The sequence below is a fragment of the Ruegeria sp. BHSA163 genome (genome assembly GCF_059613365.1).
Map to the genome: position 1 here is coordinate 39,194 of NZ_JBXWSJ010000033.1, position 14,809 is coordinate 54,002.

General features: G+C 52.5%; 16 protein-coding genes. 11 read left to right on the forward strand and 5 right to left on the reverse strand.

The genetic code is table 11. From position 1 onward, the window contains the following. Window positions 1–11 precede the first annotated feature (11 nt). Window positions 12–1,010 carry a deoxyribose-phosphate aldolase gene (gene deoC, locus AC2FNV_RS15535; protein WP_170603075.1) on the reverse strand — a complete coding sequence of 333 codons (999 nt, stop codon included), beginning with the start codon at window positions 1,008–1,010 and terminating at the stop codon, window positions 12–14. Window positions 1,011–1,209: 199 nt separating this feature from the next. Here deoC and AC2FNV_RS15540 point away from each other — a divergent pair, with 199 nt between their 5' ends. The 6 genes from AC2FNV_RS15540 to AC2FNV_RS15565 all read left to right on the forward strand — a co-directional run bounded on the left by AC2FNV_RS15540 (window position 1,210) and on the right by AC2FNV_RS15565 (window position 8,541). Continuing rightward, window positions 1,210–2,163 (forward strand): metal ABC transporter solute-binding protein, Zn/Mn family, encoded by a 954-nt coding sequence (locus tag AC2FNV_RS15540; protein ID WP_496773796.1) that lies wholly within the window; start codon window positions 1,210–1,212, stop codon window positions 2,161–2,163. Between the two features lie 3 nt (window positions 2,164–2,166). Beyond that, entirely contained in the window at window positions 2,167–2,970 is an 804-nt protein-coding gene (locus tag AC2FNV_RS15545) for a metal ABC transporter ATP-binding protein (protein ID WP_170603079.1), read from the forward strand. A 3-nt stretch (window positions 2,971–2,973) separates the two neighbouring features. Beyond that, window positions 2,974–4,179 carry a metal ABC transporter permease gene (locus tag AC2FNV_RS15550; protein ID WP_496773799.1) on the forward strand — a complete coding sequence of 402 codons (1,206 nt, stop codon included), beginning with the start codon at window positions 2,974–2,976 and terminating at the stop codon, window positions 4,177–4,179. After that, a complete protein-coding gene (locus AC2FNV_RS15555; RefSeq protein WP_170603083.1) occupies window positions 4,176–5,105 on the forward strand; it encodes a metal ABC transporter permease in 930 nt (309 codons plus the stop codon). Before AC2FNV_RS15550 ends, AC2FNV_RS15555 begins: the two co-directional genes overlap by 4 nt. A 294-nt stretch (window positions 5,106–5,399) precedes the next feature. Then, window positions 5,400–7,250, forward strand: coding sequence for a DNA mismatch repair endonuclease MutL (gene mutL / locus AC2FNV_RS15560; RefSeq protein WP_170603085.1), 1,851 nt, complete (start codon window positions 5,400–5,402; stop codon window positions 7,248–7,250). A 52-nt stretch (window positions 7,251–7,302) separates the two neighbouring features. Next, window positions 7,303–8,541, forward strand: coding sequence for a DNA recombination protein RmuC (locus tag AC2FNV_RS15565; protein WP_170479429.1), 1,239 nt, complete (start codon window positions 7,303–7,305; stop codon window positions 8,539–8,541). Between the two features lie 3 nt (window positions 8,542–8,544). Here the strand turns inward: AC2FNV_RS15565 and AC2FNV_RS15570 are convergent, their stop codons facing one another. Genes AC2FNV_RS15570 through AC2FNV_RS15580 form a run of 3 tightly spaced genes read right to left on the reverse strand, consistent with a single transcriptional unit; the run spans window position 8,545 to window position 10,301 of the window. After that, a complete protein-coding gene (locus AC2FNV_RS15570; protein WP_367648129.1) occupies window positions 8,545–8,946 on the reverse strand; it encodes a hypothetical protein in 402 nt (133 codons plus the stop codon). Window positions 8,947–8,983: 37 nt separating this feature from the next. Next, the gene (locus AC2FNV_RS15575) at window positions 8,984–9,634 is read right to left on the reverse strand and encodes a ChrR family anti-sigma-E factor (RefSeq protein WP_170479425.1); all 651 of its coding nucleotides are present in this window, start codon (window positions 9,632–9,634) and stop codon (window positions 8,984–8,986) included. A gap of 10 nt (window positions 9,635–9,644) precedes the next feature. Beyond that, window positions 9,645–10,301 (reverse strand): sigma-70 family RNA polymerase sigma factor, encoded by a 657-nt coding sequence (locus AC2FNV_RS15580; RefSeq protein ID WP_170603089.1) that lies wholly within the window; start codon window positions 10,299–10,301, stop codon window positions 9,645–9,647. Window positions 10,302–10,450: 149 nt separating this feature from the next. Between AC2FNV_RS15580 and AC2FNV_RS15585 the strand changes: the two genes are divergently transcribed. The 5 genes from AC2FNV_RS15585 (at window position 10,451) to AC2FNV_RS15605 (ending at window position 13,508) form a co-directional block, all read left to right on the forward strand. Further along, window positions 10,451–11,224 carry a DUF1365 domain-containing protein gene (locus tag AC2FNV_RS15585; protein WP_170603677.1) on the forward strand — a complete coding sequence of 258 codons (774 nt, stop codon included), beginning with the start codon at window positions 10,451–10,453 and terminating at the stop codon, window positions 11,222–11,224. Between the two features lie 84 nt (window positions 11,225–11,308). Then, entirely contained in the window at window positions 11,309–11,626 is a 318-nt protein-coding gene (locus AC2FNV_RS15590; protein WP_170603091.1) for a DUF3775 domain-containing protein, read from the forward strand. 142 nt (window positions 11,627–11,768) lie between these two features. Beyond that, window positions 11,769–12,848: a hypothetical protein gene (locus tag AC2FNV_RS15595; RefSeq protein WP_170610545.1), complete on the forward strand. Its 1,080-nt coding sequence runs from the start codon at window positions 11,769–11,771 to the stop codon at window positions 12,846–12,848. Between the two features lie 170 nt (window positions 12,849–13,018). Continuing rightward, window positions 13,019–13,246 (forward strand): DUF1127 domain-containing protein, encoded by a 228-nt coding sequence (locus tag AC2FNV_RS15600; RefSeq protein WP_170603095.1) that lies wholly within the window; start codon window positions 13,019–13,021, stop codon window positions 13,244–13,246. Beyond that, entirely contained in the window at window positions 13,209–13,508 is a 300-nt protein-coding gene (locus AC2FNV_RS15605) for a DUF1127 domain-containing protein (protein WP_170603097.1), read from the forward strand. Before AC2FNV_RS15600 ends, AC2FNV_RS15605 begins: the two co-directional genes overlap by 38 nt. A 243-nt stretch (window positions 13,509–13,751) precedes the next feature. Here the strand turns inward: AC2FNV_RS15605 and AC2FNV_RS15610 are convergent. Continuing rightward, the coding region (locus AC2FNV_RS15610; RefSeq protein WP_496773804.1) for a saccharopine dehydrogenase family protein at window positions 13,752–14,809 on the reverse strand (1,058 nt) is incomplete at its 5' end.

Sequence of the window (14,809 nt, forward strand, 5' to 3'; positions counted from 1 at the left end):
TGTTCTTGCCCTCAGCCCATCGAATGCCTGTAGCCAGCCGAGTAAGCCCCGGTGACGTAGTGTTCCAACTGTCGCTCGATGTCCCCCAACAGCGAAGACGCGCCAAAGCGGAATAAATCAGGCTCAAGCCAACGGTCACCCAACTCATCTTTAATCAGCGACAGGTAAACCAGCGCGTCTTTAGCTTTGGAAATTCCTCCTGCAGGTTTGTATCCGACACGATATCCGGTGCGGTCATAGAAGTCCCGGATCGCCCTTATCATCACCAGCGAGACAGGCAGCGTCGCGTTGACGCTTTCCTTTCCGGTCGAGGTCTTGATGAAATCGGCTCCAGCCATGATGCACACCACTGAGGCACGGGCGACGTTTCGCAAGCTGCCCAACTCTCCCGTCGCTAAGATTGCTTTTACGTGGGCATCGCCGCAGGCTGCGCGGAATGCTTTCATTTCATCGTACAAAGCCTGCCAATTGCCCGACAGCACATGGCGGCGTGAGATGACAATGTCGATCTCTTCAGCTCCGGCTTTTACGCTTTCTTCGATCTCAGCCACGCGCAGGTGGAACGGCGAAAGCCCCGCTGGAAACCCGGTTGAAACGGCAGCAACCGGAATGCCAGTCCCTTTGAGCGCATCAACGGCCGTCTCTATCATGTCGTGATAGACACAAATCGCACCTGTTGTGATAGGTGGCATATCTAAAGCGTTCAAAATCGAAGTTGCCACTGGCTGTCGCGCTTTTGCACACAACCGGCGAACACGGCCCACGGTATCATCGCCTGATAGGGTGGTCAGGTCGATCATTGTGACCGCCTTTAGCAGCCAAGCGGCTTGATGCTCTTTCTTGACCGAGCGGCGACCAGGCAAAGTTGCAGCACGCCGCTCAATCGCCGAGGTGTTGGCCTGAACGGCGCGTACCCAATCCAAATCAAGTTCGGTGCCGGGGTTTCTGGGTTCCGTTACCTGCGGCAGATGCGCCGTGCGCACTGGGCTTTCTGAGCTCTGCGTATCCATCTTCACGTCCTATGGGAGGTTTGAGCCAAAATCGCATGGGTTTGGCTTAAATGGAAGACCACCGGCAGGATAGATGGCGATATTTTGACCAATTGGAAAAAATCCTCTTCTTTCTTGCGAATAATTCTCAATAGCATTGACTTAGTTGCGAATGGTTCGCATATTCTAGCCTCTAGAGAACACCAGAATAGGATCACAGATGATTCGCCGCAGTTTTGTCGCCGCATTAGCATTTACCGCTGCCCTGCCGTTTGCGGTTTGGGCGCAACCGCCTTTGAAGGTGGTCGCAACGACTGGGATGATTGCTGATGCTGCGCGCCAAGTCGGTGGGGAGCAAATTGAGGTCAGGGGATTGATGGGCCCTGGCGTGGATCCTCATGCCTATCGCCAGACTCGCAGCGATATCGTCGCAATGACGCGCGCCGATCTCATCTTGTGGAACGGTCTTTATCTGGAGGCACAGATGGAAGACTTTTTTCACGACCTCGGACGCAAACGGACTGTGGTTGCTGTGGCAGAAGGTGTCGACCCTTCGAAACTGCGGGTGCATGATGACTATGCCGACAAATTCGATCCACATGTGTGGATGACGCCGGACTTGTGGCGGGATGTAGTTTTAGAGGTTCAGGCTGCGCTGACATTGGCCCGACCCGAGGCCGCGGAATCTTTTGCGTCCAATGCCCAGCTCCATTTGGCCGAACTCGACCGGTTGACGAAATATGCGCAGGATACCCTGGGTAGTGTCCCTGATAACAGTAAGGTGTTGGTCACCGCTCATGACGCCTTTGGCTATTTCGGCGACAGCTTTGGTTTCGAGGTTTTGGGTATTCAGGGCATTTCGACCCAGTCAGAAGCGGGGCTTAACAGGATTGGAGAACTGGTTGATCTTTTAGTTGATCGCAAGATCTCAGCCGTGTTTGTCGAAAGTTCGGTGTCTGACCGTTCTATGCGGGCATTGATCGAAGGTGCTTCAGCAAAGGGACATGCGGTTGCAATCGGTGGTGAATTATTCTCGGATGCGATGGGAGAGGCCGGCACGTACGAAGGAACGTATATCGGCATGCTGGATCACAACATCACAGTTATCGCAAGCGCACTTGGTGGTGATGTGCCGACGGGCGGTATGAATAACAAGCTGTCAGCGGGGTTCTGATCGATGTTAGACTTGGTTAGCAGTCAGGGAATTACCGTTGAAGACCGCGGCCCCGGTGACAGTCCGCTGGCCGTAAGGGGCCTAACCGTTTCCTATGGGCAGAAACCTGCGGTGTTCTCAGTGGACATGACCGTACAACCGGGTGCGATGACTGCCATTATTGGACCAAACGGAGCGGGTAAGTCGACCCTTTTAAAGGCAGCGCTGGGAATTGTTAAGCCGTTGTCCGGGCTGGTAACTGTTTACGGGCGGCCACTTGACCAGCAACGTTCGAGAATAGCTTACGTGCCTCAACGCGCCAGTGTCGACTGGGACTTTCCGACCCGTGTTATCGATGTGGTCCTTATGGGTCTTTCCCGCGAGTTGGGACTGTTGGGCCGCGTACGGGCGCGCCACAAATCTCATGCGAAGGACTGTCTTCATCGAGTCGGCATGCGCGATTTCGGGGATCGCCAGATTGGACAATTGTCTGGTGGTCAGCAACAGCGGGTGTTTTTGGCCCGAGCATTGGCGCAGGAAGCAGATCTGTACTTGCTGGATGAACCGTTTGCCGGAGTAGATGCTGCCACAGAAAAAGCAATCATTGGTGTGCTCAAGTCACTCAAGTCATCTGGAAAGACAGTCGTTGTCGTGCATCACGACCTTGCAACAGTCACTGAGTATTTCGACCACGTTTTTCTGATCAATACGCGCAAGGTCGCAGAGGGGCCGGTCGCTGAGGCCTTTACCGCCGAGACACTCCAATCAACTTACGGCGGGCAGTTGGCAACAGCCCAGATCGATCAGATTTCGGGCGTACTGGGATAAATCATGCTTTGGGATGCTTTGGCCTTGCAGCTTGGCTATAACGCCACGCTGGTAGCCATCGGTTCGACTTTATTGGGCGTTGCTGCAGGGATAACTGGGACATTTTTGTTCCTGCGAAAAAGAGCACTGGTAAGCGACGCGGTCAGCCACGCGACCTTGCCCGGAGTTTGTCTTGCATTCTTACTATTGGTCGCATTGGGCGGAGATGGTCGCAATCTGATAGGGCTGCTAGCGGGTTCCGCAGTATCAGCATGGCTAGGCCTGCTTTGCATGAACTGGCTGACACACAATACACGTTTGGCCGAAGACGCAGCAATCGGCGCTGTTTTATCGGTGTTCTTTGGGTTCGGTATTGTTCTTCTAACTATCATTCAATCACTGGGTGTTGGCAGGCAGGCTGGGTTAGAGGGTTTTCTTTTGGGTACTACCGCAGGAATGCTCAGACTGGATGCGCTGATAATCGCGATCGGAGGCGCAGCGACTCTGATCTTGGTCACTGTAATTCGACGGCCGATGATGATGGTCGCCTTTGACCCTGAATACGCTGCGGCCCGGGGTGTTGCGGTCAATCGAACCGATCTGGCGATGATGGGACTGGTCATGGCCGTAACTGTAATCGGCCTAAAGATTGTTGGTCTGATCCTGATCGTTGCATTGCTGATTATCCCGCCGGTGACGGCTCGTTTCTGGTCTGAGCGCTCGGATCTTGTCGTATTGTTGGCCGGAATGGCGGGTGGTCTTGCCGGATACATGGGTGCTGCAATATCGGCATCAACTCCAGACCTGCCAACCGGACCGATCATTGTACTTGTCAGCTTTGGGTTTTTTGCCCTGTCACTGTTATTGGCACCGGCAAGAGGTGTATTGGCAGCCGTCTTGCGCCACGTGCAATTTCAACGCCGCATACACATCCGACAAGGGTTGTTAGCGTTGGCACAAGGGCAAATGATTTACGAGCCATTAACGCTGCGATTGCTCCACCGTGCTGGGTTGGCCCGGGCAGACGGTGTTGCGACAGATGCCGGACGTGCGCGCGCAGCCAAGGCATTGCGCGACGAAAAGAGATGGGAAATTGTGCGTGCCGATCTGACCCATGAGGCGACAGCGGCGCTCTATGATGGGCTTAGGGATATAGAAACAGTACTGACAAAAGACCAGATAGAAGAGATTGACCTTCGAATTGGCGGTCCGCACGGGATACAGCCATGAACGGAGAAGAATTCGTAACCCTTTCCCTTACACCTTTGCTTATAGGCACATTTTCGGCAATCGCTTGCGCGTTACCGGGAAATTTTCTGGTATTGCGAAAACAGGCGCTGATTGGTGACGCCATCAGCCATGTTGTTTTGCCGGGGATCGTCGTGTCCTTTTTGTTGACGGGTGCGATTTCGACATGGCCAATGATGTTGGGTGCCGCAGGCGCCGCCATTGTGTCGGTTGTGATGATTGAAGCGATCCGTAGATTGGGCAAGATAGAACCCGGCGCGGCCATGGGTGTAGTCTTTACCTCAATGTTTGCTGCAGGCGTTTTACTGCTGGAACAGACCGACACGTCAACCGTGCACTTGGATGTCGAACATGCGTTGTATGGCAATCTGGAAAGTTTGATTTGGTTGGACGCAACAGGATGGCAATCCGTATTGGACCCTCAGGCGCTAGCGGGGTTGCCACCGGAACTTCCTCGTATCGCTATGACGCTTCTTGGAGTGGCTCTGTTCACATGGATATTTTGGCGCCCGCTCAAGATATCGACCTTTGACGAAGGTTTCGCCCGTACGATAGGGATTCGAACCGGGCGATTAGGTCTGGCGCTGGTTATAGCTGCCGCTATTGCCGCCGTCGCGGCATTTGATGCCGTTGGGTCAATTATCGTAATTGCGATGTTTATATGCCCACCTGCTGCGGCGAGGATGATGACAAACCGACTGGAGACACAGGTCGTTTGGAGCGTTTTTTTTGCCACCGTTTCAGCAGTTTTAGGTTATGTGCTTGCGGGATACGGGCCGCTTTGGCTTGGCGGTCTTAATGCGGTCAGCGCGGCTGGCATGATTGCGACGGTTTCAGGATTGATTTTGATGATCTGCGCAATTTTCGGTCCGTGCAGAACTAGATCAGGGGCGCCAAACAGTAATTAGCTCGGCATATTCACGCCAAATCCAATGCTGTGGTTTAGGCTGAACTTCGCCAAACACAAACAATAACTAATTATTAATAAGATTTATTTCGAATCTCATGATAGATGAATTTAAATTGTTAACAGGATGACCACCACTCACGTTGAATTGTCCGGCTTTTTGTGATCACATTCGCTTCCCCCTTGTCGAAGTGATCACAAAGGCCGGACATTTTCGTTTTGGCGCCTTTGTTTCGTAAAAACGTCCGCTCAAACCTGTGGCAGAATCGCGTTCTGATATGCTAGGTCTTGGGGTATGGCGCAAACTAACCCCAATATCAACGATAACCGCCCAGTGATACGACAGCTTGACGATACTGCAATAAACCGAATTGCAGCAGGCGAAGTTGTCGAACGTCCTGCTTCGGCAGTCAAAGAGTTGGTAGAAAACGCTCTGGATGCAGGTGCCGACCGCGTTGCCATCGATATCGCCGATGGGGGCAAGACGCTGATTCGCGTCACGGACAATGGGTGCGGAATCGCGGGTAGGGACTTATCGCTGGCCCTGTCCCGGCACGCTACTTCAAAGATCGACGGATCAGACCTGTTGAACATCCATACGTTTGGTTTTCGGGGAGAGGCATTGCCTTCTTTGGGGGCCGTTGGCCGCCTGACAATAACCAGCCGTATCGAAGGAGAAGAGGCGGCCTCGATCCACGTTGCAGGCGGCAGTATGGAAGCGATAAAACCTGCAGCGCTGCGCTCGGGCACAGTGGTCGAGTTGCGTGACCTGTTTTTTGCGACGCCCGCACGTTTGAAATTTATGCGCACCGACCGAGCCGAAGGGCAGGCGATCACCGATACTGTCAAACGCCTTGCGATGGCCGAGCCTGCCGTTGCGTTCACTTTGCGCGACGTTTCGGGCGGAGGCCCGGGAAGAGCGGTATTTCGCGTGGACCGCGAGAACGGTGATCTATTCGACGCGTTGCACAACCGCCTTGCGCGCATTCTGGGCGGAGAATTTGCCGAGAACGCCTTGCGAATTGATGCAACGCGCGAAGGTATCAGGTTGTATGGTTACGCCGCACTACCAACTTATTCCCGCGGTGCTGCAGTTGCCCAGTATCTTTTCGTCAATGGGCGACCCGTGCGAGACAAGATGCTGACCGGGGCATTGCGGGCAGCCTATTTCGATTTTCTTAGCCGCGACCGTCATCCTGCTGCAGCGTTGTTTGTTGAATGTGACCCAACCTTAGTGGATGTGAACGTGCACCCGGCAAAATCCGAAGTGCGGTTTCGTGATCCGGGCATTGCGCGCGGTCTTATCGTCTCGGCCCTGCGCCATGCATTGGCCGAGGCCGGACATCGCGCTTCTTCGACGGTGGCCACGGCAACACTGGGTGCCATGCGGCCGGAACCAATACCGTCTAATCCGGCTAGGGTCTACCAGATGGACAGAACACTCCCGGCGGCGCGACAAGTTGCTTATCAAGCGCAGGAATCAGGATTCGCTGAATTATCCCGCGACTACAGTGGAAGAGTTGTCGAGCCGGTAGGCGATCCTGAAGTTCATGAACCCACAGAGGATTTGCCATTGGGTGCAGCGCGCGGGCAAGTCCATGAAAATTATATAATAGCGCAGACAGCCAACGGTATGGTGATCGTCGATCAACATGCGGCCCATGAAAGACTGGTTTATGAGAAACTCAAACGTCAGATGGCCGAAAATGGTGTTGCCGCGCAGGCCTTGCTGATACCCGAGATTGTTGAGCTGTCAGAGGTTGACTGCGCCCGGCTTTTGGCTGTTGCCGATGACCTTGCGCGTTTTGGTCTGACGCTTGAGCCTTTTGGCGGCGGGGCGATTGCAGTGCGTGAGACACCAGCCGTACTTGGGGAGGTCAACGCCCGTGCGATGGTTCTAGACATCTTGGATGAGCTGGCTGATCAGGGCGAAAGTCAAGCGGTGCAGGCTCGGATCGAGGCGATCCTTAGCCGGGTTGCATGCCACGGTTCTGTTAGATCTGGCCGCAGGATGCGGGCCGAAGAAATGAACGCACTTCTCCGTGAGATGGAGGCGACGCCGCACTCGGGCCAATGCAATCATGGTCGTCCGACCTATGTGGAACTTAAGCTGAGCGATATCGAGAGGCTGTTCGGGCGCAGTTGATCTAAATGCCTGGTAGGGCTATGAAGAATAAAACAAGAACACACGAGTAGAGATGATTGAAATCGCAGGCACCGAATACTCATTGAATGACCCAATGGTAATGGCCTCCCTGATTGGTGTTGCAGTGACATTTTTGATTCTTGTTTTGCTTTTTCTGGCGCTGCGTGCTGCGAACCGTTCGGCCAGAAACATTGAACCGCTTACCCGTCAGATGGTCCAATTAGGGCAGCACGTACAGCAATTGGGGCAAGGGCAGGAACAACTGCGCGGTGGATTGCAGCATGTTTCGGACACTCAGGCCACCGCACAGGTTCAGGTGATCCAAACGGTGGAGGCGCGGCTTTCCTCCGTACAGCAACAGATGAACGATCGGCTGGCGGACAACGCGATGAAATCCACCCGGGCTCTTGCCGAAATGCAAGAGCGGATGAAGGAATCGTTGCACGGATCGTCAAAACAGACTGCGACCTCCCTGACCCAGTTGCAGGAACGACTGGCCGCCATCGATAAGGCACAAGACAATATAACTAAGTTGTCCGGCGATGTTTTGTCTTTGCAAGACATCCTCTCCAACAAGCAAACCCGTGGCGCGTTTGGCGAGATTCAATTGAATGACATCGTTTCCAAGGCGCTGCCTGCAGATAGTTTCCGGTTACAGGCGACGCTTTCAAATGGCCGCCGGGCTGATTGCCTGATCAATCTGCCCAATCCGCCGGGCCCAATCGTGATCGACAGCAAATTCCCATTGGAAGCTTATGAGGCTTTGATCGGGTCCTCTAGCGACGCTGAATTTAAGTCGGCTGTACAAATGTTTAGGACCACGGTCCGAAAACATATTACCGACATATCAGAAAAATATATTCTGGACGGCGAAACGGCCGATGGTGCGCTGATGTTTTTGCCATCAGAAGCGGTTTACGCGGAACTGCATGCCAAGTTCCCCGAACTGGTGCAGGAGAGTTTTTCAAAACGCGTCTGGATTGTCTCTCCCACCACATGCATGGCTACGTTGAATACGATGCGTGCAATTCTCAAGGATGCGCGGATGCGCGAACAGGCTGGTGCGATCCGAAAGGAGCTGGGGATGTTGCACAAAGATGTTGAACGTCTAGGTGAACGCGTCACAAATCTGGATCGACATTTTGGGCAGGCGGCCAAAGATATCTCGGACATCAAGATCAGCGCCGAAAAGGCCGGACGACGGGCACAGCGGCTAGACAATTTTGATTTTGAAGAACTGGTTCCAGAGGATCACAACAACGTTGTCCCGTTAGGCAAAACCGAAGTTTAAACTCTATTGAATCGACAGGTCCAGATTGTAGCCGACCGTTTTCCCAGTGTCACGGTCGTTGCCCATAAGATAAACGCGAATCGTGTAGTCCCCGTCTTCGGGCAGATTGATCCGGGCAGTATTTCCATCAATTGAGCCAATATATATCGCGGTCCCATCGCTGCCGGGTGGCAAGATATTGAAATAGATAACGCCATTTCCGTTAGTGTCGCTGACGCTAAGTTCAGCAAACATCTCCTGGCCGGCTTTTGCGCCCAACGTATAGTCGAAATACTCGTTCCCGGTGATCGTGCCGTTGACCATTGTGCCGTAGTTGCCAGGTTGAAACTTTACCTCAGCGGTAGACTGCGCTTGTGCCAACGCTCCTATGGTCGAAAAGACAATCGCTACGAACAACCACTTCACACTTAGCAACCTCTTTGACTCGATCCGGATATAAACGTCAGATCCGTAGGAATGGCTGGAACAGACGCGGCATCAGCTTGTTGAACCTAAGTGGCGCATCTGTCACGGCTAGGCAAATGCAATCTTCTGACATATCCGCAACAGGCGTGTGTTCCAGATCTTCGTCCGCAATCTCAACGTCACCGCGCGCAAAATGGTCCACCTCATCCGAGAACGCGCCTTGCAAAACCATGGTAAGTTCCATGCCGTTATGACCGTGATCAGGTACCGCGGCCCCTGCGGGAATGAACAATAGGCGCGCAGTCGCCTCGCGCGTTGTCGGCAAAATTGCCTGTTTCACTCCCATACCAATTGATTTCCAGCGGATCGCGCTGACATCACCGCCGACATATTCCTGAAGCGGAGTCGGCAAGACGGAGCAAGATGGCCGAACAGTTTTGGGTGTCGGTTCACCTTTGGCAATTAGTGCCATAGTTGCAGTCAGAGACTCCTCACCCATTTGCAGAGGCATCTCGTGGTCGTCTAGAACGAACCCACCGACGGCGTCAAAACTTTCCGCCTGCGCACGGCAATGGTCACACAACGACAAATGCGTAGCGACCATCAAGTCGAAAGCCTCGGGTAGAGATCCTGCTGCATATGCCATCAGCAGGTCGTCGGTCAGGTGATGTTTTATGTCCTTACTCATCTCATTCAACTCAATTCATCGCATGGCGCAAGCGGTCCAGCGCCAGCCTTATACGTGATTTGATAGTTCCCAAAGGCAACCCTGTCTGCGACGCAATCTCGCGGTGACTCAGGTCTCCAAAATAAGCCTTCTGGATCAGCTCTCTTTGCGCATCCGGAAGCGCCGCCATAGCGTCACGCAGCTGCGCGGTTTCCTGTTGAAGCGCAATCACATCGTCCTGATCAGGTTCCGCCTCGGGGCCCCAACCCAGATCTTCGGGTTCAGGACGGCGTTGTTTGCGCAGGACATCGATGCGCTTGTTACGGGCGATCGTGAACACCCATGTTGCAACCGTTGCTCGGGACGGGTCGAACAGATGGGCCTTATGCCACAACGTCGCCATTACTTCTTGCGCGCATTCTTCCGCCGTAGTTGCGTCCGACCCTGACTTAATCAGAAACGCCTTCACCCTTGGGGCAAAGTGTCGGAACAATTCGGCGAAAGCCAACTGATCTTTTTCGTCCCGAATGCGTCTGATGTGGAGAACCCACTCTTGCCGGATATCGCAGCTGTTGATCGATCCGTTCACCGACTTGCCCCTGACACTTTTCGGCGCGAACTTGGATGGCACAAAATCAGGCTCAGCCGACGGTGTGTCCAAGGTCGCGATATCAGTTTCGGTAAACATAATCACAATACGCGCCGCAGCCCAAGTCGGATCACTTTATTTAATTGTTTTAATCCACACTGCGCTAAACTTCGTACAACTGTATGAAACGCTATACAGAATATTCTGTATTTTTAGCAGGTTACGGTCAGAACGAAAATCGAAACTACATGAACGAAATAGAGCATATATCTGGCCATACTTATCACGGCCGAAAGGGTTCAATTAAAAACTCCTTTCGTTATTCCGTGGACTACATCCTATTCGACCCAGAAGGTCGGCCGAAAACGCCGTTTTTATTTTCTGTCAACAAGGCAAATATTACAAACTGGCGGGATCGCGATCATGGTGGCGATCCGGGCAAAGGCACCGGGGCCGCGTGGCTGCGGAAACGGTTTGATGAATTGCAGTTTCCCCAGCCCGCTCGGATTGTGTTGCTAACGCAACCGCGTGTTTTGGCTCACGTTTTTAACCCGGTCAGTTTCTGGTTCTGTTTCGATCAAAATGACAGTCTATACGCCGTTGTGGCCGAAGTCACGAATACCTACGGAACCCGCCACAGCTATCTATGTCACAAACCAGACCTTTCGCTAATTCAGCCTTCGGATCGCATCGTCGCTAAAAAGCTGATGCATGTCTCACCGTTTCAAAAGATCGAAGGTGTATACACTTTTCGGTTTGACTATCGTTTGGAAAGGGTAGGCGTGTGGATAGATTACACGCGGGAAAACGGTGGTCTTATCGCGACCCTCACCGGGCCCCGAAATTTGCTGACAAATCGCACAATACTTTGGGCTTTGGTCCGACGCCCGTTTGGCGCAAGGCGGGTTTTTGCGCTAATAGTTTGGCAGGCCGCCAAGCTCTGGTTTAAAAATGCCCGATTCCGGCCGTTTCGTTCAGAACCCGTGCCTTCCTGCCCAATCTCTCGCCCGCGCGAGCAATAGGGGTTTAGTTTGCTCAAGATCAAAGACGCAAGCCTGAGATGGTGGTTTTGATTGATGGAAACCGCGGACACAGGAGTTGGTCATATGCTGGAGATTTCGGCTAGAAAAGTCGCCCAAGTTGCGATGATGGGGCGAGAACTGGAACGTGCAGAAGGCGAGTTGCGCGCTTTTATTGACCGAATGAGTGAGGATGAACAAGCAGAGCTGGTCGCAATAATGTGGATTGGTCGTGAAAGTTTTTTTGCCGAAGATCTGGCTGAGGCCATTGTGACCGCTAAGACCGAGGCCTCGACCCCCTGTGCCGACTACTTGATCGGGACTCCACACTTGTCTGACCACTTGGAAAACGGGCTGGATGCGCTGGGAATTTCGGCGGAAGACGTGGAAAACGATCTCATGTGAAAACCATTCTGCTGTTCAAGGGGAGCATCCAATAGGGATGAACCTGCAACATGTCGCAGAACTCTTAGTTTTTGTGTAAGCTGGCACAGGAGTATGTGATCGGCCTGTAGCTATCAGGCTGCGTTTTGGATAGAGCAGATTTATGCTTCGCACATTGCAGTTGGTAATATTCTGCGGAATTGTTCTGGTTGGGTTCTTGGCGCCTAGGCCTTCACTTGCTTGCGGGGTTTGCGTAACATTGCCGGAATACTCTCTGGCAGATCGCATTTTGTCGTCGCGCGTGATCGTTCTTGCCGCTCCGTCTCCTGACAATCCATTTAAGTTTGTTCCCGTGAAAGTCTTGAAAGGAACATCCGACCAACTTGCGAGGGCACCGGAAATTCCATTTTTGGTGGATAGCTCGACACGTGCAGCTTTTCGCGCTGATCCGAACCGAAGAGTTTTAATGATTTATGGATCCTCTTTGCTGGACAAAACAGGACGAGGCCTTTCAGCTGAGTGGTCTAAAGCCTTTTTGGTCACTCCTGAACGTGCTGAATTTTTGAGCCAGGTCCGCTCAAGTGGGCAAAGCTGGGGCATTGGACAGAGCGACTCGCGGGACCGCATAGAATTCTTTACCCATTTTCTGGAACATCACGACCGGGTGTTACGCGATACTGCGCTGTTAGAAATTCACCGCGCTCCTTATCCCATTGTGCGTGAACTGGGGATAACTGTTTCAACTGACGTGCTGCGGCAGGATCTGCGAACCGTTGGGCGTTATGCTTATGCACCTGCTGCAATCCGTTTGCTTGGGTTACAGAAAGATTCGCAAGCGCGAGAGTTTGTTCGATCCCAATACTCATCCTCTTTAAAAACCGGAGGATTAAGCCTTCGGGAATGGGCCGTTGCCGGAATAGAAGCAGATGGGTCAAAGGCCGTCGCCCAAATTGGAAACGCGATCGCGGAAAATTATGGAACGCAGGACGATCTGAAAGCTTTGATCCGCGCGCTTGCCGATGCAGGAGCTGTGGCACCGGAGCATCGAGAACAAATCTCTGAAGTCTTCAAGCAAACACTGGAAGATGATCCTGCGTCAGTTGTCTGGATAGCGGCTGCGGTGAATGTTTGGGAAGACGACACACTGAATTCGACTTTCGAGGCGTTGCTTGCATCGGACGAAACTCCACCGGCGGCGCAGTTCCTGATCAGAAACTTACTTGAAACCGAAGACCCAGGCTAATCGCGGATTGCATGAGTTGAATTGTGCCAACTGGCCGCCCAAACCCGCAATTCTTACGATGCAGACTTTCATTAACATAGCTTAATGAGTCGTTTTGGCGTCGTTAAGGCAGTGCTCCTTTATTTTAACTGTACAGAAAAAAAGCAGTTAATTCTTGGAGGAGAAAAACAATGGAATATACCAATAAAGTAACGCCCCAAAGCAGTGTCTTTGCGGGCCTGTTTTCTGATTTTGCCGAAGCTCGGGTTGAACAATTCCGTCGCAGGCTATTCTCAAAAACCGTTAATGAACTCAGACGGCTGAGTGACCAGCAACTGGACGACATTGGTGTGCCGCGGGAGCAGATCGAACGGAAAGCTTATGAAAGCGTCTACAATCACAGACCTTACCGTCATTGACCGCGATACGGGCAAAACATTCATCGGCCCGTCGGAATTCAAAAGTTATGAGGTATCCACCATGTTTGATGTAATACCACCGACCGACAACTCCCCCTTGGCCAGTGCCCTTTTGTTGTTTGATCGAGCAATGCGGATAAACGCTATCAAAGGGGATATTGTGTTTGCGGCCCAACAGTTAAACGGGTTGACTGATCATCAATTGGCCGAGCTTGGTCTGAACCGAAAAGATATCGAGGATACAATTGATCGGTACATCTAAAATTGCACCACTTATCCTTAACAAAGCTAATTTTTTGATGGGCCGTTCAAAATACTTGAGTGGCCCATTCGTTTATTTGGATTGATACATTCGGTTGATCGACCAGACCTAAAGTCCCGATTTTTTGAACTCATCAGATGTTCGGTCAGGATTTTGACATTCGAAGGCAATCACAATTGGAGAGAAAGCAGCTTTCGGCAAATGGCCGAGGTCTGTTTCCATCTGGATCCACGAAATGTAAAATTAGTATTGATCTTTCACATGATCTACGATCTGCAATTGTTGTGCCAGTTTATCGACTTCCGCCATCCATTGGCTGACCAGTTTCGGATCACTGGGCGCAGCGTGTACCCCAACAGGAATTTCGCGGTTTAATACTGCCTCGACGGCCAGCGACACCGGGATAGACACCAGTCGTGCCATTGCTGTGCCACGATCATCGCCCCAAGCATCCATGACATAGGTTTTGTGCCAAACTTCTTGCCCATCCTTTTCGGCTTTTAGGCCTACGCACAGAACAACCCGATCAGGTTCGCCTTCGTCGTAAGCGTTTTCGCTCCAGAACTGGTCCGACATTTGTTTCAAACGAGTTTCGCCTTCGGGTCCGGACAGTGTTTCGATTTCGGAAAAAACATCTGACCAAGCATCCGCCCATCCGTTTAGTCGCAAGGTGCCACGTACAAATTCCTTGACTGGCCAATGGTCTTCAAAATGGTACTGGGCCATGAAAGGGACGGAGTCACGGTTTGGATAAACTTCGAAACTTTCAGGGATTGGTAACGGAGCGATATAGCTGCTGATCGCATCCCAAGGGCGTGCGACGTCCAGCGTTGCGTAGTCTCGGATCGACTTCGAGGGGGACCGAAGCGCTTTGAGAACGCCTAGCGGCGACCAGCTGAACTTGTATCGGAATGGGTTGGGGTTTTTCGGGACGCCCCCGCAATAAGAAATAAAGCTAAGATGGTTTTGCGGATCGAATGCGCTCGATGCGCGGTAGTCATCAACAAGTGCGTGGGCCATCAAGTGATCAATCCCAGGGTCCAGGCCGACCTCGTTCACCAATGCTACGCCAGCGTCACGTGCCTTATCGTCCAGCGCGCGCATTTCTGGAGCAATATAAGAGGAAGAAACGAAATTCGCCTGTTTAGAGATCGCCAGTTCCGCCAACGGGACATGCCAATCTCCGGGCAGCATGGAAACGATCACGTCACCTTTTTCAAGGACCGAACCCAGCGCGTCGATGTCAAAGGCTTGGATGTCGTTTGTTAAGTCTCCGACCTCAACTTTGGCTTTTTCAATAG